The 18600-nt window shown below is 66.1% G+C and carries 18 protein-coding genes; 5 read left to right on the top strand and 13 right to left on the bottom strand.

The window, feature by feature from the left end; all coding sequences use genetic code 11:
* Window positions 1–117: 117 nt before the first annotated feature.
* Together FPH17_RS10085 and FPH17_RS10080 are read right to left on the bottom strand one after the other, a co-directional pair.
* Entirely contained in the window at window positions 118–432 is a 315-nt protein-coding gene (locus FPH17_RS10085; RefSeq protein WP_154880309.1) for a mycothiol system anti-sigma-R factor, read from the bottom strand.
* Window positions 432–1052 (bottom strand): sigma-70 family RNA polymerase sigma factor, encoded by a 621-nt coding sequence (locus FPH17_RS10080; RefSeq protein WP_095537253.1) that lies wholly within the window; start codon window positions 1050–1052, stop codon window positions 432–434. The genes FPH17_RS10085 and FPH17_RS10080 overlap by 1 nt, the downstream gene beginning before the upstream one ends.
* 67 nt (window positions 1053–1119) lie before the next feature.
* On the opposite strand from FPH17_RS10080, the gene FPH17_RS10075 reads away from it, so the two are divergent.
* Window positions 1120–1593, top strand: coding sequence for an aminoacyl-tRNA deacylase (locus FPH17_RS10075; RefSeq protein WP_095537115.1), 474 nt, complete (start codon window positions 1120–1122; stop codon window positions 1591–1593).
* A gap of 4 nt (window positions 1594–1597) precedes the next feature.
* Here the strand turns inward: FPH17_RS10075 and FPH17_RS10070 are convergent, their stop codons facing one another.
* Entirely contained in the window at window positions 1598–2281 is a 684-nt protein-coding gene (locus FPH17_RS10070) for an SOS response-associated peptidase (RefSeq protein WP_154880307.1), read from the bottom strand.
* A 12-nt stretch (window positions 2282–2293) separates the two neighbouring features.
* Here FPH17_RS10070 and aroA point away from each other — a divergent pair, with 12 nt between their 5' ends.
* On the top strand, window positions 2294–3574 hold the full coding sequence (gene aroA / locus FPH17_RS10065) for a 3-phosphoshikimate 1-carboxyvinyltransferase (RefSeq protein ID WP_238397056.1): 1281 nt from the start codon (window positions 2294–2296) through the stop codon (window positions 3572–3574).
* A complete protein-coding gene (gene rsgA / locus FPH17_RS10060) occupies window positions 3574–4602 on the top strand; it encodes a ribosome small subunit-dependent GTPase A (protein ID WP_095278799.1) in 1029 nt (342 codons plus the stop codon). The genes aroA and rsgA overlap by 1 nt, the downstream gene beginning before the upstream one ends.
* On the opposite strand, the gene FPH17_RS10055 is transcribed toward rsgA, so the two are convergent.
* The 10 genes from FPH17_RS10055 to FPH17_RS10010 form a co-directional block, all read right to left on the bottom strand.
* Window positions 4576–5070, bottom strand: a complete 495-nt coding sequence (locus FPH17_RS10055) for a DUF6912 family protein (RefSeq protein WP_154880303.1) — start codon at window positions 5068–5070, stop codon at window positions 4576–4578. The two genes, rsgA and FPH17_RS10055, sit on opposite strands and share 27 nt — an antisense overlap.
* Entirely contained in the window at window positions 5070–5483 is a 414-nt protein-coding gene (locus tag FPH17_RS10050; RefSeq protein ID WP_154880301.1) for an HAD family hydrolase, read from the bottom strand. Before FPH17_RS10050 ends, FPH17_RS10055 begins: the two co-directional genes overlap by 1 nt.
* 40 nt (window positions 5484–5523) lie before the next feature.
* Window positions 5524–8124 (bottom strand): preprotein translocase subunit SecA, encoded by a 2601-nt coding sequence (gene secA, locus FPH17_RS10045; RefSeq protein ID WP_154880299.1) that lies wholly within the window; start codon window positions 8122–8124, stop codon window positions 5524–5526.
* Window positions 8125–8415: 291 nt separating this feature from the next.
* Entirely contained in the window at window positions 8416–9084 is a 669-nt protein-coding gene (hpf, locus tag FPH17_RS10040) for a ribosome hibernation-promoting factor, HPF/YfiA family (RefSeq protein WP_095278803.1), read from the bottom strand.
* Between the two features lie 170 nt (window positions 9085–9254).
* Window positions 9255–9872: a ComF family protein gene (locus FPH17_RS10035; protein ID WP_154880297.1), complete on the bottom strand. Its 618-nt coding sequence runs from the start codon at window positions 9870–9872 to the stop codon at window positions 9255–9257.
* A 29-nt stretch (window positions 9873–9901) separates the two neighbouring features.
* Window positions 9902–11647, bottom strand: coding sequence for an LpqB family beta-propeller domain-containing protein (locus tag FPH17_RS10030; protein ID WP_154880295.1), 1746 nt, complete (start codon window positions 11645–11647; stop codon window positions 9902–9904).
* Entirely contained in the window at window positions 11631–13247 is a 1617-nt protein-coding gene (mtrB, locus tag FPH17_RS10025) for an MtrAB system histidine kinase MtrB (RefSeq protein WP_238397194.1), read from the bottom strand. The genes FPH17_RS10030 and mtrB overlap by 17 nt, the downstream gene beginning before the upstream one ends.
* 63 nt (window positions 13248–13310) lie before the next feature.
* Window positions 13311–13994: an MtrAB system response regulator MtrA gene (mtrA, locus tag FPH17_RS10020; protein WP_154880293.1), complete on the bottom strand. Its 684-nt coding sequence runs from the start codon at window positions 13992–13994 to the stop codon at window positions 13311–13313.
* A complete protein-coding gene (locus FPH17_RS10015; RefSeq protein ID WP_154880291.1) occupies window positions 13994–14608 on the bottom strand; it encodes a dTMP kinase in 615 nt (204 codons plus the stop codon). Before FPH17_RS10015 ends, mtrA begins: the two co-directional genes overlap by 1 nt.
* 10 nt (window positions 14609–14618) lie before the next feature.
* Complete coding sequence (locus FPH17_RS10010; protein ID WP_095554256.1) at window positions 14619–14984, bottom strand: DUF4259 domain-containing protein; 366 nt, start codon at window positions 14982–14984, stop codon at window positions 14619–14621.
* A 186-nt stretch (window positions 14985–15170) separates the two neighbouring features.
* Here FPH17_RS10010 and FPH17_RS10005 point away from each other — a divergent pair, with 186 nt between their 5' ends.
* Window positions 15171–16163 (top strand): hypothetical protein, encoded by a 993-nt coding sequence (locus FPH17_RS10005; protein ID WP_095554257.1) that lies wholly within the window; start codon window positions 15171–15173, stop codon window positions 16161–16163.
* A gap of 289 nt (window positions 16164–16452) precedes the next feature.
* Window positions 16453–18600 (top strand): Rib/alpha-like domain-containing protein (locus FPH17_RS10000; protein ID WP_244288099.1); only part of this gene is annotated, 2148 nt, incomplete at its 3' end.

Raw genomic sequence — 18600 nt, 5'->3', positions numbered from 1 at the left:
TGCACCTGTGGAACGCTCTAAGCAAAGAACTGCTATACCCCCATATTTCAGCAAAATCTAGGCACAAAAAATCCCGTGACCTGCGCGATCACGGGATTAATAAAAACTGGCTGATGGTCAGTTATACCGAATTTCTGTGTAACTCACAGACGTGATGGAAGCGATGATCCGGTCACGCAGCGGCTCCGGCGCCCGCGCTTCCCCGCAACAATCGCGGACCAGATCGCGCACGGCCTGCTCCGATTCAAGCCTGCCAAAACAGTGCGGGCACGCCGCAATCTGCTCGCGAATTTCCAGTACACGCGCGGGCGGAGTATCCGGATCGAACAGTTCGCACAGCAGCGGGTGCACGTCGTTGCAGTCCCCCGAGCATCCGCCTGCACCGTCCTGGCTCCGACCAGCGGCGTCGTTGTGCTTTCCGGGCGTGCTCATCACTTCTCCTCCGCTTTCTTGGCGCTTTTCTTGGCGCTGTCCTGCATGTCAGCGTGATCCAGTCCGATGCCCTGATCGCGCGCTACGTCTTTCAACATCTCGCGCAACTGTTTTCTTCCACGGTGCAGCCGGCTCATCACCGTGCCGAGCGGAATGTCCATGACCTCGGCGATCTCCTTGTACGCCAGCCCCTCAACGTCCGCGTAGTACACGACCATGCGGTAGTCCTCGTTCAGCTCGTTAAGCGCCTGCGAGATCCGCGAATTGGGCATCAGCTTCAGCGCCTCCACCTCGGCGGATTCCAGCCCCGTCGACTCGTGCGAGCTGGACGTATAAAGCTGGTTGTCCGTCACGTCATCCGCCGAGGTCACCAGCGGTCGGCGCTGCTTTTTCCGGTACGTATTGATATACGTGTTGGTCATAATCCGGTACAGCCAGGCCTTCAGGTTCGTGCCCGGCTTGAACCGATCGAACGCGTTGTAGGCCTTCAGGTACGTCTCCTGCACGAGGTCCTCGGCGTCCTGCGGGTTCCGCGTCATCCGCAGCGCGCCCCCATAGAGCTGGTCAAGCAGGGGCATGGCTTCATCAGTGAAGCGCGATTTCAGGTCTGTCTCGGGCATGCCCGCCATTGTAGGGCAACGCGCCGGGCGTACGATCGGGCGGGAGCAACCAAAAGGAGTACCAATTATGTCTGCACGCACGCGCGCGATCGCCGCGCTCGAAGGCACCGAGCACACCATCTTGGAATATGCGGCCAGCCAGGACCACTTCGGCGAGCACTCCGTCGACGAGCTCGGGGTGGACCCCGCCGCCGCGCTCAAGACGCTCGTTGTCCGCAACGAGACCAACGAGCGCGAGATGGCGCTGTGCTGCGTCCCCGTCGCCGGCCACCTCTCCCTCAAGGCCGCCGCCAAAGCACTCGGCTGGAAGAAGGCGGCGATGGCGGACCCCAAGAAAGCCCAGCACGCGACCGGCTACGTCGTCGGGGGCATCTCGCCGCTCGGTACCCTGCAGCGTTTGCCAGTGCTTATCGACGCCTCCGTCTCCCCCTTCCCCACCATCATCGTCTCCGCCGGCCAACGCGGGCTCTCCGCGGAGCTCGCCCCGCAGGACCTCGCCGCCCTCACCGGCGCGGACTTCGCCGACATCGCCGCGCAGTAAGCCCCTACTCCGCGGGCACGTCCGTCAGCTCGCCCGCCCCGGTCAGCTCCGCGTACTCGTTGCGCACGCTGCCCACGGCCGGGTCCGCCTCCCGCCAGCGCAGCGTGTCCGCCACCCGCGAGGGCGCGAGCAGCTCCGCAGCCTCCTCCGGGGTGCCGGACACCCACTGCTCCACCTCATCTTCGGCCAGGAACAGCGGGAGTCGGTGGTGCAGCCACGCCATATTTTCAGCCGCCGCGGTAGTCACCATCGTGGTAGACAACCGGTCCAGACCGGTCTCCCACAGGGCCGCGGCGAACAGCAGGCCGGACTCGGGCCGGACGAAGTAGGGCTGCTTGCTGCCCTTCTCCCCCTTCCACTCGTAGTACCCGTCCAGCACCATCAGGCCGCGGCGCGACTTGAAGGCGGAGCGGAACGAGGGTTTTTCGGCCACGGTCTCGGCGCGGGCGTTGAACAACGGCGGCCCCGTTTCGTCCTTTTTCCAGGACGGGAGGAGGCCCCAGCGGGCGGCGTCGATAAGCGCCTCCTGCTCCTGGAAGCGCACGAGCGGCACCTGCTGGGTCGGGGCGATGTTGTAGCGGGCGGGCGGCGTGCCGTCGGGGGCGTCGACGGTGCCGGCCCCGGGCAGGGTGCCGACGGCGTCAAGCAGCTCGTCGCCGGTGGTGAAAAGCACGAAACGTCCACACATGCCTCTATTATGATGGACCGCATGACTGAACTGTGGACCGCACCGTTTTCGCCCGACCCCATCTCGCACACGCAGCAGGTGCCGGGGTCGAAGTCGATGACCAACCGCGCGCTCATCCTCGCCGCGCTCGCCGACGGCGAGTCCACCGTCGTCGGCGCGCTGCGCTCGCGCGACACGGAACTCATGGAGTCCGCGCTCGCCGCGATGGGCACCACGTTCACCCACAGCGGCGAGGAAATCCGCGTCACGCCCGGCGAACTTCACGGCGCAGAGGTGGACTGCGGCCTCGCGGGCACCGTCATGCGGTTCGTGCCCCCCGTCGCCGCGTTTGCGCAGGGCCCGGTGCTTTTCGACGGCGACGTGCAGGCCAAGGCCCGCCCCATGGGCACCATCCTGGACGCGCTCCGCCACCTCGGCGTCGCCGTGGCGGGCGACGCACTCCCCTTCACCGTCCACGGCACCGGCCGCGCCGACGGCGGCGCGGTGACCATCGACGCGTCCGGTTCCTCCCAGTTCGTCTCCGGCCTCCTGCTGGCCGCGCCGCGCTTCGACCGCGGCGTGACCATCACCCACTCCGGCGGCACCTTGCCGTCCATGCCCCACATCGAGATGACGGTGGCCATGCTTGCCGACGCCGGCGTGCACACCACCGCCACCGCCCACACCTGGAAGGTCGAGCCGCAACCGATCCGGCCAAACCGGTGGGTCATCGAGCCGGACCTGTCCAACGCCACCCCATTCCTCGCCGCCGCAGCCGTCACCGGCGGCGTCGCCGCCGTACCGCACTGGCCGATCCAGACTACGCAGCCGGGCGACGTGATCCGCGACATCCTCGAGCGCATGGGCTGCGAGGTCGAGCTCCACGCCACCGGCGCCGACCACACCCTCCAGGTGCGCGGCCCGCAGCGCGGCAACCTGCGCGGCATCCGCCTGGACATGAGCGACATCGGCGAGCTCACCCCGACCGTCGCAGCGCTGGCTGCCCTGGCGGCCACCCCGTCCGAACTCACCGGCATCGCGCACCTGCGCGGCCACGAGACAAACCGCCTCGAGGCGCTGACCACGGAGATCAACCGGCTCGGCGGCTCCTGCGAGGAGCTGCCGGACGGGCTGCGCATCTCCCCTGCCACGCTGCACGGCGGTACCTGGCGCTCCTACGAGGACCACCGGATGGCCACCGCCGGCGCGATTCTCGGCCTGGCCGTAGAAGGCGTGCAGGTGGAAAACATCGCCACGACCGCGAAGACCCTGCCGGGCTTCGCCGATATGTGGACCGCGATGGTGGAGGGCTAATGGGCCGTCGCTTTTCCGACTACGACGAGTCCGACGTCCGCGTCCGCCCCGGCAAGGGCAAACGCCCCCGCTCGAAGGACCGGCCCAGCCACAACGACGCCGTCTACGGCATGGTGGTCACCAAGGACCGCGGTCGCTGGGGCGTCGTCCTCGACGACGGCCCGGTGGTCAACTGCATCCGCGCCCGCCAGCTCAAGCGCACGAGCCTGGAGGTCGGCGACCGCGTCGGCGTCGTCGGCGATACGTCGGGCAAGAAAGACACGATCGCGCGCATCGTCAAACGCGCCGACCGCACCTCCGTCCTGCGGCGCACCGCCGACGACACGGACCCCTACGAGCGGATCATCGTGGCCAACGCGGAGCTCTTGCTCATCGTCGTCGCCGCGGCCGACCCGCCGCCGCGCACCGGCTTTGTCGAGCGCGCCCTCATCGCCGCGTTCGTCGGCGGGGTGCGCCCCGTGGTCTGCGTGACCAAGTCCGACCTCGACGACCCCACCGACTTTGAGCGCGAGATCGCAGACCTGGACGTCCAGGTGCTCCGCACGGGCACGGACGACGACCTGGCGACGCTCAAGCAGCTTCTCGACGCCCACGTCTCCGCCCTCATCGGCCACTCCGGCGTGGGCAAGTCGACCCTGGTCAACCGCATCGTGCCGGACGCCCAGCGCGAGACCGGCGACGTCTCCGGCGTGGGCAAGGGGCGCCACACCTCGACCCAATCCGTCGCCCTGGAGCTCACCGGCCCGGGCGGCGGCTGGATCATCGACACCCCCGGCATCCGGTCGTTTGGGCTGGCGCACGTCCAGCCGGAGCAGATCATCGACGTCTTCCCGGACCTGTCCGAGGCCGCGGACACCTGTCCGCGCGGCTGCACCCACCTGGGCCCGCCCGCGGACCCGGAGTGCGCGTGGGACGACTTCGCCGCCGACTCGCCTGTGGGCAGGCGGGCGGCGGCGGTGCGCAACCTGTTGGCTGCGCTGCACTCGAATAATGAGTGGGAGCTAAAGCAGCTCGATGAGGAACGGTAGCTCGCTAGGGTCGAAGAACGCCATGTAGTTGTCCTGGGCGTCGCCCACGGCCAGCTCGGCGTCCTCGTCGCCGAGATCGGCGGCGTCGATAAGCTCGGTGGCCCGCTTCGTGGCGTCCTCGGCCTCGCGCACGTCCACGTGGACGGCAGCGACGTCCTTGAGCTCGACGGGGCCGGCAACCTTGACCACGGACTCGCCCATGTCCGGCTCGCCGGTGGCGTCAACGTCGACGGACACGACGACGCGGCGGTGCGGGAAGCGCTCCTCGTCGCCGATGGCGAGCAAGCGGATCGAGGCGAGCGCCGCGTCATCGAACGCGATGGCTTCAATCTCCTCCTGGTCGCCGGAGGTGAAAAACTCGGTGAGCTCCGGGGTGGCGGCGAAGCCCCACCCGTTGCGGGCGTGCAGGACGCCCTGCTCGTTGAGCTGTTCCAGCATGGCGAAGGTGGCGGGGATGTAGACGCGCATTAGAACTCGCCCTCAACTCCGAACAGGGTTTGGATCTCCACCGCGGTGCGCTCGAAGGCGGTGTGCAGGATGCCGATCATGCCGAATTCAACGGCCGCGCGGACGTTGACAATGTCGTCGTCGATCATCACGCAGTCGTTGATGATCACGTCGATGGCGTCGGCCGCAGTCTGGAACGCGGCACGGTCAGGCTTGCCCACCCCGACCTCGCCGGAGAGGACAACGGCGTCCACGTCGCCGCGGAACTCCCACTCGCGGATGGCCTCCGCCATCGGGCTGTCTGCCTCCTCGTTGGACAGGATGCCGACGGAGATCTCCTGCTTCTTCACCTCGGCGATGAGCTCGCGCCAGCGGGCGACATCCTCCGGGTCCTGGTCCAGGACGCCGGCGTAATCAATAATCAGTCCCTGCATTGCCTCTCTCCTTTCTTCACGCCCGGTAGTGTACGGGAACTTAGGCCTGCTGACCCTGCGGTGCGTCGCCGGAGCCCTCCGCGCCCGCAGCACCGTCAGCGCCTTCAGCGCCTTCAGCGCCGTTCTGCCCCTCGAATTGCTTGCGGATAAGGAACAGCTGGCGCACCGTTTCCTCCTGGACGGCCTCGTTCATGGCGGCAAACATGTCGCCACCTTCCTTCTGGTACTCCACCAGCGGGTCACGCTGCGCCATCGCGCGCAGGCCGATGCCTTCCTTCAGGTAGTCCATCTCGTAGAGGTGCTCGCGCCACTTGGTGTCGATGATCGGCAGGATCACGGAACGCTCGATGTTGCGCATCTGGTCTTCCCCGCCGATCGCGGCGACGTTCTCCTCGAGCTTGTCGTACTGGGCCTGCGCATCGTCGATAAGCGCCTGGCGCAGCTCGGAGGCGCTGATCTCGCCCGGGCTGCCGTAGGTGGAGCCCTCGACGAGCTCCTCGGAGGACACCGTCGGTCCGTAGAGGGAGTCGAGCGCGTTCCACAGCTCGCGCAGGTCCCAGTCCTCCACGTAACCGTTCATGGTGGCTCCCTCGACGTAAGCGCCGACGGTGTCGTCGATCATGCGGCGGACCTGGTCCTTGATGTCCTTGGAGCCCAGGATTTCCTGGCGCTCGCGGTAGACCACCTTGCGCTGCTCGTTGAGCACCTCGTCGTACTTGAGCACGTTCTTACGCATCTCAAAGTTCTGGTTCTCCACGCGGGCCTGCGCACCCTTCACGGCGTTGGAGACCATCTTCGCCTCGATCGGCACGTCATCCGGCACGTTGAGACGGTTCATCATGTTCTCCATGGACTGGCCCATGAAGCGCACCATGAGCTCGTCGCGCATCGAGAGGTAGAAGCGGGTCTCGCCCGGGTCACCCTGGCGGCCGGAGCGGCCGCGCAGCTGGTTGTCAATGCGGCGCGACTCGTGGCGCTCGGTGCCGATCACGTAGAGGCCGCCGGCGGCGCGGACTTCATCGCCAAGCTGCTTGGAGCGCTCCTTTGCGGCCGGGAGCTGTGCGTCCCACGCCTCCTGATAGCCCTCCTCGTTTTCAAACGGGTCCAGGCCCTGTGCCTGCAGCTTCGCGTCCAACAGAATTTCCGGGTTGCCACCCAGCACGATGTCCGTACCGCGGCCGGCCATGTTGGTGGACACGGTCACGCGGCCCGGCAGGCCGGCCTCGGCGATGATGCGGCCCTCTTCCTCGTGGTGCTTCGCGTTGAGCACGTTGTGCTTCACGCCCTTGCGGGTAAGCAGCTGCGAGAGGTACTCGGAGCGCTCCACCGAGGTGGTGCCCACCAGCACCGGCTGGCCCTTCTCCGAGTGCTCTGCAATGTCCTCGGCCACGGCCGCGAACTTGGCCTCCTGCGTCTTGTAGATCAGGTCGTCGCGGTCCTGGCGCTGGTTCGGACGGTTCGGCGGGATCTGCACGACGTCCATCTTGTAAATCTGGTGCAGCTCGGCCGCCTCGGTCTCGGCGGTACCGGTCATGCCCGCCAGCTTGTCGTACAGGCGGAAGTAGTTCTGGAGCGTGACGGTAGCCAGCGTCTGGTTCTCGTTCTTGATCTCCACCTGCTCCTTGGCCTCAATGGCCTGGTGCATGCCCTCGTTGTAGCGGCGGCCGGCCAGCACGCGGCCGGTGAAGCCGTCCACGATCATGACCTCGCCCTGGCGGACGATGTAGTCCTTGTCGCGCTCGAAGAGCTCCTTCGCCTTGATGGCGTTGTTGAGGTAGCTCACCAGCTGCGAGTGCTCCGGCGCGTAGAGGTTGGTAATGCCCAGCTGGTCCTCCACGAACTCCACGCCGTCCTCAGTAATACCGATGGTGCGCTTGCGGTGGTCCACCTCGTAGTGCTTCCCCTCGCGCATGCGCGGCGCCAGCTGCGCGAAGACGGTGTAGTACTGGCTCGAGCCGTCGACGGGGCCGGAAATAATCAGCGGCGTACGCGCCTCATCGATGAGGATCGAGTCAACCTCGTCCACGATGGCGTAGTTGTGGCCGCGCTGCACCATGTCGTTCACGGAGCGCGTCATGTTGTCGCGCAGGTAGTCAAAGCCCAGCTCGTTGTTGGTGCCGTACGTAATCGCGGCCGCGTAGGCCTTCTTGCGCTCGTCCGGGCGCATCTCGGAGAGGATCACGCCCACGTCCAGGCCGAGGAAGTGGTGCACACGGCCCATCATTTCCGCGTCACGCTTGGCCAGGTAATCGTTGACCGTGACGATGTGCACGCCCTTGCCGGACAGGCCGTTGAGGTATGCGGGCAGCACCGAGGTCAGGGTCTTGCCCTCACCGGTCTTCATCTCGGCGACGGAGCCGAAGTGCAGCGCCGCACCACCCATAATCTGCACCTTGTAGTGCTTCTGCCCCAGCACGCGCCACGACGCCTCGCGGGCGGTGGCAAACGCGTCGACGAGGATGTCGTCCAACGACGCGCCCTCCTCAACCTGCTGCTTGAACACGTCAGTCTTCGCCTTGAGCTCCTCGTCGGTCAGGGCTTCGTATTCACCTTCCAGCGCCATGACCTGGTCAGCAATCTTGGCTAAGCGCTTGACGGTGCGCCCTTCACCGGCGCGGAGCAACTTGGAAAGTCCAAACACGTTGTGCGAATCCTTCTTGAGTCAGTTCTTGGCGTAGCGAATGCGAAAAACGCGTTCTACGTGGAGTTCATTATGGTGTACCAACGGGCAATTGTACGCATATTCCTCCAGCTGTTGGCAACCACCGGCCTAACTGTCCGGTAAAAGGTTGATGTGAGCGCAAGGGCGCATGCTTATCGACGCCCCCGAGCCCCCTCCCCTCCGCCGCCGCACACAACAGCCGCACACAACAATCGCCCGCGCACCCCGTGCGAACCCGGGATGCGCGGGCGGTACAGCCGGCGTCAGCGCTTACGCCTCGGCGTCCGCGAGGACGATCAGGCCGTAATCGTAGGCGTGGCGACGGTACACCACGGACGGGCGCTTGGATTCTTCATCCACAAAGAGGAAGAAATCGTGGCCCACCAGCTCCATCTCGGAGAGGGCCTCGTCCACGCTCATCGGGGTGGCGGAGTGCTCCTTGCGGCGCACGACCTGGCCCGGCTCCACATCCTCAATGGTGGCCGCGTACGGGTCAACGTCGTAGTTGTTCTCCGCCTGGGCGCGTGCCTCCTCGGCCTCCTGCGCCAGCTCAGCGGCAATCTGGCCGGTGGATTTCGGCGCGCGGTGGCCGGATCGGGCAACCTGGCGACGGACCTTCACCTTGCGCAGGGAGCGCTCCATCTTGCCCAGCGCGGACTCGAGCGCGGCGTAGAAGCTGTCCTCCTTCGCTTCGGCGCGAGCGAGGTGGCCCTTGCCGGTTGCGGTGATCTGCACGCGCTGCGCCTGCGCCTCGCGGCGCGGGTTGGGCTCGTGCTGCAGCTCGACGTGGAAGAAGGTGAGCGACGGGTCAAGCTTTTCCACCTTGGCAAGCTTGGCGTTTACGCGCTCTTGGAAGTGCTCAGGGACATCGACATTTCGGCCGGTGATGGTCACCTGCGCGTTAGGGCTCAGGCTGTCGTGTTGGTCTGCAGAAGTCATCTGCGTCCTCCCTTGAGTAGTAGGAACTCGGTCTACGTCCACTATACAACTGGTCATAACCAATATGTCTGTTTTTACAAAGAACTCCCGCCCAGTTTCCTGAACGCTCCTGCGCCTCGCAGCCGGTGGCACATGTACCACGCAGAACCCACCCTTGCCTGCACGTTTATTCACGCCTCGGCCAGCGTGAGGCAGCCGACGACCCGCACCCCGTGGGCCAGCAGCCCGGCCACGCTTGCCCCCAGCGTTGCCCCCGTAGTCACTACGTCGTCTACGACCACCACGTTCCCTGCGGGGGTAGCCGTCACCCGCACTGCCCCCGCCAGATTGGCCCTGCGGCCCGCCTCGTCCAGCTCGGATTGGTCCGCGGTGCGCGGGTCCAACTCCAGCGCGGGCACCGTCGCGCGCCCGCTCGCTTGGCACACGGCCTGCACCGGGTCGCCGCCACGCTCTCGCGCGCTCGCGGCACGGGTCGGGGCGGGGACGAGCACGTCCACGTCCGCGAGGTCACCGCGCACCTCGAGAAATTCCACCGCGGCCCCGATGACGGCGCCGACGTGGCGGCGCACCGCGAGGTTCTTGCGCTCCTTCATCGCCAGGATGACGCCGCGGTGTGCCCCCGCGTACGGGCCGAGCGCGAAGACGGGCGCGTGGACGGCGACGTTGGGGAACACGCGGGTCGGTGGCGCCGCCAGCAGGGTGCGGCAACGCCCGCACAGGACCGCGCCCGGCTCGCCGCAGCCGGCGCAGTAGCGCGGCAGGATCAGGTCGGCGACGCCCCCAAGCATTGTCTTCCCCCCTCCCCCGGAACCGCTGCCTAGTGGCGGGCCACAATCGGCAGCGCGCGGGTGCCCAGCAGGCCCGGGACCTCGCGCCACAGCGGGTTGTCCGCACCGGAGATGGGCATCTGCAGCAACGCGTTGGCGTCGGTGACGTAGAGCATGTTCGGCGAGGTTCCCACGGCCACCACCGGCGCGGAAATGTTGCCCGCGGACAGCGTGGCCGTGGAGAAACCGTCCTGCTCCACCCGCAGCACCGGCGCGGCCGCGCTGGAGGTCCCGGCCAGCAGCGACCCGTCCGGCTGCCACTCGGCGGTGATGAATGACCCGCCGAGCTCGGAGGCGTACTCCATCACGTTCACGATGGAGCGATCGCCGGTCTGCCCGCGCTGCACGATGCCGGTGTACAGGTGGCCGTCGATGATCATGAGCACGCGCGCTGAGCTTCGCGATAGGCGTAGCACCGAAATGTTGCCCTCCACGCCTTCCGGCAGGTCGACGGTGATCTCGCTCGTGGTGTACTCGCCGGTGGCGGTGGACTGCCACGTGCGCAGCACGTTCTTGCCTTCCGCAACGATCCACACGGCGGCCGCGTTCGGCTCGAAGGTGGGCCTGGAGAACGTCTTGCCCTTCACTACCTCTTCGTCTCCTCCGCCGAAGCGGCCGACGCGGAACGTGTCGTCCTCGCCCTCTGGTCCGTCGCCGAAGACGCCGGCCCAGGCGTCCTCGCCGTAGATGTCGGCGGTCATGACGTTGCCGCCCTGCCCAAGCGGGCCGTCGACTTGGCTGGCGGTGCCGCCGCTGACGCGGGACACGTGGCCGTCGGTAAGCGAATAGAGCGTGCTGTCGCCCACGAGGTCCACGAGCGGGCTGAACTCGGCGAAGTCGTCGACGGTGAGCTTGTCGGCACCGTCGAAGAGCGCTTCCCCGTCGGCCTGCAGGTTATAGGGTCCGGTCACGCCGGCGGAGGCGAGCGTCCAGACCACCTGCGCGGCGAACTGCTTGCGCGTCTGTTCGTCCATGCCGCCGAAGCCGGTGAAGTCGTACGCGCCGTCGTTGAAGCCGGTGTACGCGATCGTCGCGCCCTCTTCCTCCGCAGAGGCGAGCGTGTTCGGGCCGGACACCGCGGGCTGGAGGCGGTCCGACGGCCCCTGCGTGAGCAGGGAGATCAGGGCGCTCGGCAGCGACTCGCGGTGGGCGAAGACCCAGCGGCGATCCGTGATGAGCTCGTTGCCGGCGGGGTCGAAAAAGTAGAGGTCGTAGGGCTGGTACTCGTCGCGCATCTCGCTGCGCTCTAGCACCACGCCGGACGGAAGCGAGGAAATGCGCCACTCGCCGTCGACAAGCTCGAGCTCGATCGTGGCTTCGTACGAGCCATGCTCCGGAGTGAACGCACCGCCGTCGTGCAGCTCGCCGACCACGTCGCCGTGGACGCTGAAGCTGCGCTTGTTCCCTGCGCCGCCGACCAGCGTGGTCACGCCGAGGCTGTCCACCACCAGCGTCTGTACGCGCGGGTCCCACGCCGAGCGCGCGTCGCCCGTGAGGAACGCGCGCGCCGCCTCGTAGTCGCCGGCGGGAACCGCGGCCGCGCTGTAAAAGTCGCGCAGCAGCAGGTCCGGCTCTCGCCCCTGCACCGGGGTCACGTCCGGCCCGCCCGCGGTCTGCTCGTCAAAGGGATGCAGCACGTGCGGGTCAGTATTCGCGGGCAAGGAGGTACATCCAGTGGTCAGGGCGATTATCGACGCCACCGCCACCGCCGCCTTGGCCTTACCGTTCCTCCGCATCCGTCGCCTCCTTCAGCGCTGCAGTGTCTTCCTGTGCCGCCGGCCCTGCAGGTTCCGCGGGTTCCGCAGGTTCCGCGGGCTCCGCGGGATCCGCCCCCGCTTCCAGCTCCGCCCCCGGTGCGACCAGCGGCAGGGGCTCCTCGGTGAACCCGTCCTCGGTGTGGCGCGGCAGAATGAGCCGGAACTGCGCGCCCACGCCCGGGGTGCCCGCCGCGTCGAGCGTGCCCTTGTGCAGCAGCGCGTCCTCGCGGGCAATGGCCAGGCCCAGCCCGGTGCCGCCGGAATGGCGCTTGCGCGACTTGTCCGCGCGCCAGAAGCGGTTGAACACCAGCTCCTCCTGGCCGGGCTGGAGGCCGACGCCGCCGTCGGTGACGGTGATGGCGACGGCCTCGTCGTTGGCGCGCAGCACCACGCGCACCGGGTTGCCTTCGGAGTGGTCGATGGCGTTGGCCATGAGGTTGCGCACGATGCGCTCGATGCGTCGCGGGTCTCCCTCGATGTTGACGGGGTCCTCGGGGACGTCGAAAAGCACCTCGACCTCGAGCTCCTCTGCCAGGTGCTTCGTCTGTGCCCAGGCCGACTCGATGGGCGCGCGGGCGTCGATGTTTGCCAGCGAGAGGTCCGCGACACCGGCGTCGTGGCGGGAGATCTCGAGCAGATCAGTGAGCAGTGCCTCGAAGCGGTCGAGCTCGCTGATCATCAACTGCGAGGCGCGCTTGGTCGCCGGATCCAGCTCGTCCTCATTGGCGGCGATCATGTCGGCGGCGATGCGGACCGTGGTCAGCGGGGTGCGCAGCTCGTGGGAGACGTCCGAGGTGAACTGCCGTTGCAGGTCGCCGTACTGCTCAAGGTGGTTGATCTGCTGCGAGATCTTGTCCGCCATGTTGTTGAAGGACAGTGCGAGCACCGCCATCTCGTCCTCGCCGTCCACGGGCATGCGCTCGCGGAGGTGGCCGGACGCGAAGCGCTCCGCCGTGCGCGACGCCGAGCGCACCGGCGCGACGATCTGCTGCGAGGCGAGCCACGCGATGCCCACCAGCAGCACGATGACGATCACCGCCGCCGAGGCGATCAGTCCGCGCATAAGCGCAAGCGTGGAGGCCTCGTTGTCCATGTTCATGACCAGGTACAGCTGGAGGTCCTGCACGTCCGCGTTCGTCGGCGTCCCGATGATGAGGGCGTTGTAGGTCGTGCCGTCAGCGCGCTCCACGCTGGAGTACTGGTAGGCGACGTTGCCCTCGGACACGTAGTTTCGCAGCCGCTCCGGGATGGAGAAGGACTCCGGCGAGGAGGTACCGGCGCCGGGGCCGCCGCTGACCACCAGGACCGGCTCGTACACGCTCGGGGCCTCAGCGCTTTGCTGGGAGCGCTGCGTCAGCGCGGCGCGCGCTGAGTTCAGCCGCACCTGCAGGGAGGACGCGCTGCCAGTGGTGTTGACTTGGTCCTCCACCATCACGCGCGCGCGGTCAATCTCCACGCTCGCCGCGTCGAGCTTGGTGGCGGCGATGCGCTGGGTGACCACGGAAGCCATGGCGAAGCCGAGCACGAGCATGACCACGGTGGAGACGATGAGCACCGTGCCCACGAACCGCACCTGCAGCGAGGTGCGCCAAGATTCTGCGACGCGCTCTCTCGCCCGCCAGACTGCGTTGCGCTTTATGTGCTACACCCCCGGCTTGCCGGTCTTGTAGCCCAGGCCACGCACGGTCAGGATGATCTCCGGGTTCTCCGGGTCGCGCTCGATCTTGGAGCGCAGGCGCTGTACGTGCACGTTGACCAGGCGGGTGTCCGAGGCGTTGCGGTAGCCCCACACCGTTTCCAGCAGCTCCTCACGGGTGTGCACCTGGTTGGGCTTGCGAGCCATCTCGAGCAGCAAGTCGAACTCCAGCGGGGTCAGCGAAATCTCCTCGCTGCCACGGCTGACAATGTGCTGCGGGACGTCAATGGTCAGGTCACCCACGTGGAGGACGTCGCTGGCCTGGTCATCAGTGCGGCGCAGACGGGCGCGAATGCGGGCCACCAGCTCCTTCGGTTTGAACGGCTTGGTGATGTAGTCGTCCGCCCCGGATTCCAGGCCGAGCACCACGTCGACCGTGTCGGTCTTCGCGGTCAGCATGACGATGGGCACCGGCGAGGTGCGGCGGATCTCGCGGCAGATGTCAATGCCGTTGACACCCGGGAGCATGAGGTCCAGCAGGATCAGGTCCGGGTCAAAGCTATGGAACGTGTCCACCGCCTCCGCGCCGTCCTGGACGGACGCGGTGCGGAAGCCCTCGGCCTCCAGCACGATGGTGAGCATCTCATTGATGGCTGGGTCATCATCAACAACGAGGATCTTCGGCTGCATCACGGCTCCTTGGCGTAGAAGTCTTTCACTGCTTGCATAATAGTGCCCGCATCATTGGTGCGAATCCACGGACTCACCCAGCCGGATTCCGCCAGGGACACGTAGGCGCTGTGGGTGTCGCGCTGCAGCTGCGCGTCCCGCTCATAACGGTCGCGCTCGCGCGAGGCGTCCTGCGCCGCGCGCTGGACGGCCCGCTCCTGCGCGACCTCCGGGGGCGTGTCCACGAGCACCTGCAGGTCCGGCAGAGGAAGGCCGAGCCGGTCAAACTCGAGCTCGCGGACCCACTCCACGACCGCCTCGTCGCCGGTGCGCGCCCAGGAGTACGCCGCGTTTGACGCCACGTAGCGGTCCAGGATCACAATCTCGTCGCTGCCCTTGTAGCGTGCGATGTCCGCCCTCGCCCCGAAGCGGTCCAGCGCAAACATGGTGGCCATGCCGTACGCGGAGTCGGTCAGGTCGCCCATCTTCCCGTGCAGCGCTCGCTGCGCCAGCTGCGCGTGGATCGAGTCTGCGTAGCGGGGGAACGCCAGCGCGTCCGCACCCCGCTCGCGGCGCAGCGCCTGGACCAGGGTGTTCTTCCCGGCGCCGTCGATGCCTTCGACTGCGATGATCATGCTCGCGCGCCTACGCCAGCGCTTCGAGGAACTGGTCCAGGTCCGAGTCGGTGTGCTCGGCCGCAGCCTCGAGCACGGACGTGGCCGCCTCCGCAGTTTCCTCGTCCAGCGCGCCGTTGTGCGTACGGATAAAGGTGTACGTATCGGCCGTCTCGCCCGCGGAGAAGGGGGCGCCGGACCAGATGGCCACGATCGTCGCCGCAGCCTGGGCGTTCAGCAGCTCGTCCTCGTTGACGGTGCTGGGGTCTTGGTTGGCGGCCAGCAGCACGGCGTCGATAAGCGCCTGCTCGAGCTCGTCCCCCTCGAGGGTATCCAGCTCGTCGAGAAAATCGGTGTTGGCGTCGATGGAAAAGATTTCCTCGTCCCACGTACTCATCGGCGTCTCCTTCTAATTTGGGCAGTTTGCCCCTTAGGTCTACCACGATCGCGCCGCTGCGGGTGTGTTTGCGATCACTCGGACACAAACTTTCCCCTGCGGCGTGCTATAACGGCTTCAGCGCAACTCTTGTTATAGGGTTGTAATACTTTTGACTCAATAGTGTGACATGCGAGAGGAGGAGCGATGAAGGACAACCAGCCCCGCGTGGGCCTCTTCATGACGGCCGGCATCCTGGTAGCCATCGTGGTGGGCATCGTGGTGTTCAACACCTCCGCCTCCGACCGCTCCGCGCAGGCCGGGTACGTCACGGACAGCAACACGAAGCACCCGGACACCTCCGCCTCCAGCACCGAGTCTGCAATCTCGAAGTCCACGAAGGCAACGGCGCTTAGCGACGCCCCCGCGGACCACAATTCCTCCACCACCAGCGAGGACAACCAGGACCCCCGCCACCAGAACGCGCACCACGACACCGACGCGTACCAGGCCGCGCCCGCCCAGCAGGGCGGCGGTTCCAACTACAACCTGAACTCCGACCCGTACGCGCCGCAGCACGCGGTGGTGGGTACCGCACAACCGTCGAACCAGTCCACGCGCGTCTTCCGCCCCACCAACGTGGTGCCCACGACCGTGATGCCCACGACTGCGGTGGCAGGCCCCGAGGCGCAGGCGACCACGGGCACCACCGGCGGCGCGAACGATTCGGCACAGCCGGGCGCTGCGGGCACCCCGGGCACCGCCGGCGCCCAGGACAGCGAGCCCACGACCGCCGCACCGGCGACGGAGCCGACCGCATCCGCAGCCCCGGGCGGCCAGGGTGGACCGGGCGAACAAGGTGCGGAGAACCCGGCGAGCGCGGCCGAATCCGCAGCACAGTCCGCCGCCAGCGAGGCAGCACAGCAGGCCTCCGAGGCACTGCGTCCGATGGGCCTCAACGATGGCGCCAACGACAGCCAGGACCAGCAGGGCGCTTCGCAGCCGCAGGCACCGGCCGAGCCGGCGAACCAGGCTGAGCAGGCCGGGCAGCCCGGCCAGCCGCAGCCCGAGCCGGCAGCGCCGGAAGCCCCCGCAGCCCCCTCCGAGCAACCGCAGGAAGCGGCCGCGCCGCAGCCCGGAGGCTTCTCCTCCGACGCCCAGCACGCCTGGCAGCGTTGGGTGGGCAACTTCCGCCACTAAGAACTCGCGACGAGCGCCGACGATTCCAGGGAAATCCAAGGTGCTCCGCTGGCTGCCGGGCCCCGTTTTCAGCCACCCCACCCGCACTGCGCTGGGATCTCCCGCCTACCCCCATTTTGGCGACACGCATCAGCGCCTCCCCGTGCCTTTGTATGACCAATGCCGTAACATTCCATACAAAGGTCCCTCCAACCCTGCATCAAGCGTTTTTCAAAACAGTTTGGTGCCGTAGATAAGGTTCCCCGGGACTGATTCTTCCTATTAGCCGTCTCCTCAGAAAGGGACCTACATGCGGTCTTTCTTCACCCCCCGCAAGATTGATCTTCGCCCGGCCCTCGCCGCATCCATGGCAGCTACGCTGGCTATCTCCGGCACCGCTGCAGTCAGTGTGACCGCTCCGGTCGCCGCGTACGCACAGGCCGCGGTTCCGGACAGAGAGGACACGGAGGTTCCGAGCGTCGGACTCCAGGGGACCAACGAAAACAAGCTGCCCTGGTTCCTGACGTACCGGCCGACTTACGCCGATTACTACGTTGCTGACCCGGGCGAAACAATAGAGATCCTCGCCCCCGAATACTGGGAGTTCTATCCGGAAACAGTGCAGCGCAGCACGCCTGAAGGACTCACATGGTCCACGCAACCTGCTGGCAGCGAGGCCTGGCAGAATCCAGATTGGGCAGAGTTCCATGACGACGGCAGCGTGACCGTCAAAGTGCCCGAGGATGTGCCGGACAGCGGCTACGGCATGAACCAAAATGTTTGGACGCTCTTCACCGAGGCGAAGGATCCGTCTGGCTCCACGTTCAAAACAAGCATCACCCTGTACGTCAATCGCGACGGCATTCCGCGAGACAGCAACGGCGACATCGACAAAGAAAAGTTGCCTGATTTTGTCCGCTACGAGCCTAAGTTCCCCCGGCACCCAATTGTTATTGCACCGGGCGAAACCAAGATCTTCGAAGGAGTAGCCTTCGATGACCCGATCCGTGACCCCGGAACGAACGTCGACTGGCCGTTGAAAGACAACAAAGACAAGATCGAATACAAGGTTGAAAAGGACCAAAGCATCCTTGATGCGAGCCATAACGCCAACGATTTCTACGCCGTAGATGGCAACGACGCCGAGATCACGTACGACACCCCCGGCAAAACCATCGGTACGAAAATTACAGTCGCCGAAGATTCTCCCGAACTTGGGTGGGTAGAACTCCCATTCACGTTTATGTACGGGGAGAATGAGGGCCCCGAGTACGACATCCCGAATTTTCAGATCTTCGTCGGGAATCTGAAGGACGCAGCCCGATTCACGGCCGACTTCCGCGGGTCGATCACAGTCGGCGTTCAAGATTCAGGTGCAGTAGACGGCCCCAAATTCATTGACGCAACGTCTGTAAACAAAAACGACGTCCCTGCAACCCCGCAGGGGGCTAAGCTTTTCGTCTCCGATGTGAACAACAACCGCGACTGGGTACGCATCGAAAACGGAAAAATTGTTGCGCGCCCCAATGACTTGTCGCTCAAGGGCAAGCACAACGTGCCCGTCCAGATTGCATTTGCTGACGGCTCCGTCTCCCCTGCGTTCAACGTCCCTATCACCGTGACGACGCAAAACGATCAATATGATCCGATCATCGGCAACGGTATCGCTACCAAGGTCGGCGCGAAGGTGACCAACGACGCCGCAAAGAAGGCCATCACCAACCTGGACAAGCTCCCGGTCAAAGACGTCACCTTCAAGAACCCGGTCGACACGTCCGAGCCCGGCGATACCACCGCCACCATCGTCGTTTCCTACACCGACGGAAGCACGGACGAGGTAAAGGTCGACGTCCACGTCAACGACCTCACCGACGCCGAGAAGTACACCCCGGCTCCAACCGGTATCACCATCAAGGAAGGCGAAACCGCCGACCCGCTCGCGGCAATCTCCAACAAGGATGAACTACCGAAGGGCATCACTGCGAACTTCAAGGACAATGTCGACACCGGCTCCGTCGGCACCAAGAAGGTGACCGTCGAAGTCACCTACCCCGACGGCACCAGCGAAGAGATCCAGACCGACCTCACCGTCGAGCGCCTCACCGACGCCGAGAAGTACAAGCCGGCTCCAACCGGTATCACCATCAAGGAAGGCGAAACCGCCGACCCGCTCGCGGCAATCTCCAACAAGGATGAACTACCGAAGGGCATCACTGCGAACTTCAAGGGCAAGGTCGACACCTCTTCCGTGGGCACCAAGAAGGTGACCGTCGAAGTCACCTACCCCGACGGCACCAGCGAAGAGATCCAGACCGACCTCACCGTCGAGCGCCTCACCGACGCCGAGAAGTACACCCCGGCTCCAACCGGTATCACCATCAAGGAAGGCGAAACCGCCGACCCGCTCGCGGCAATCTCCAACAAGGATGAACTACCGAAGGGCATCACTGCGAACTTC

Source organism: Corynebacterium gottingense (genome assembly GCF_007559235.1).
In the GTDB taxonomy this organism is placed as follows: Bacteria; Actinomycetota; Actinomycetes; order Mycobacteriales; family Mycobacteriaceae; genus Corynebacterium; species Corynebacterium gottingense.
Note: the sequence above shows the minus strand (reverse complement) of the source record. Positions and strands in the feature narration are given on the sequence as shown.

Bases quoted from the DNA above. Each gene is read 5' to 3' on its own strand.
- FPH17_RS10075 (WP_095537115.1), top strand. From the start codon at position 1,120: ATGTCTGCACGCACGCGCGCGATCGCCGCGCTCGAAGGCACCGAGCAC.
- FPH17_RS10050 (WP_154880301.1), bottom strand. From the start codon at position 5,483: ATGCAGGGACTGATTATTGATTACGCCGGCGTCCTGGACCAGGACCCG.
- FPH17_RS10035 (WP_154880297.1), bottom strand. From the start codon at position 9,872: ATGCTTGGGGGCGTCGCCGACCTGATCCTGCCGCGCTACTGCGCCGGC.
- mtrA (WP_154880293.1), bottom strand. From the start codon at position 13,994: ATGCAGCCGAAGATCCTCGTTGTTGATGATGACCCAGCCATCAATGAG.
- FPH17_RS10070 (WP_154880307.1), bottom strand. From the start codon at position 2,281: ATGTGTGGACGTTTCGTGCTTTTCACCACCGGCGACGAGCTGCTTGAC.
- FPH17_RS10080 (WP_095537253.1), bottom strand. From the start codon at position 1,052: ATGCCCGAGACAGACCTGAAATCGCGCTTCACTGATGAAGCCATGCCC.
- FPH17_RS10010 (WP_095554256.1), bottom strand. From the start codon at position 14,984: ATGAGTACGTGGGACGAGGAAATCTTTTCCATCGACGCCAACACCGAT.
- FPH17_RS10030 (WP_154880295.1), bottom strand. From the start codon at position 11,647: ATGCGGAGGAACGGTAAGGCCAAGGCGGCGGTGGCGGTGGCGTCGATA.
- FPH17_RS10005 (WP_095554257.1), top strand. From the start codon at position 15,171: ATGAAGGACAACCAGCCCCGCGTGGGCCTCTTCATGACGGCCGGCATC.
- hpf (WP_095278803.1), bottom strand. From the start codon at position 9,084: ATGACTTCTGCAGACCAACACGACAGCCTGAGCCCTAACGCGCAGGTG.
- FPH17_RS10055 (WP_154880303.1), bottom strand. From the start codon at position 5,070: ATGCGCGTCTACATCCCCGCCACCTTCGCCATGCTGGAACAGCTCAAC.
- FPH17_RS10085 (WP_154880309.1), bottom strand. From the start codon at position 432: ATGAGCACGCCCGGAAAGCACAACGACGCCGCTGGTCGGAGCCAGGAC.
- FPH17_RS10015 (WP_154880291.1), bottom strand. From the start codon at position 14,608: ATGATCATCGCAGTCGAAGGCATCGACGGCGCCGGGAAGAACACCCTG.
- aroA (WP_238397056.1), top strand. From the start codon at position 2,294: ATGGACCGCATGACTGAACTGTGGACCGCACCGTTTTCGCCCGACCCC.
- rsgA (WP_095278799.1), top strand. From the start codon at position 3,574: ATGGGCCGTCGCTTTTCCGACTACGACGAGTCCGACGTCCGCGTCCGC.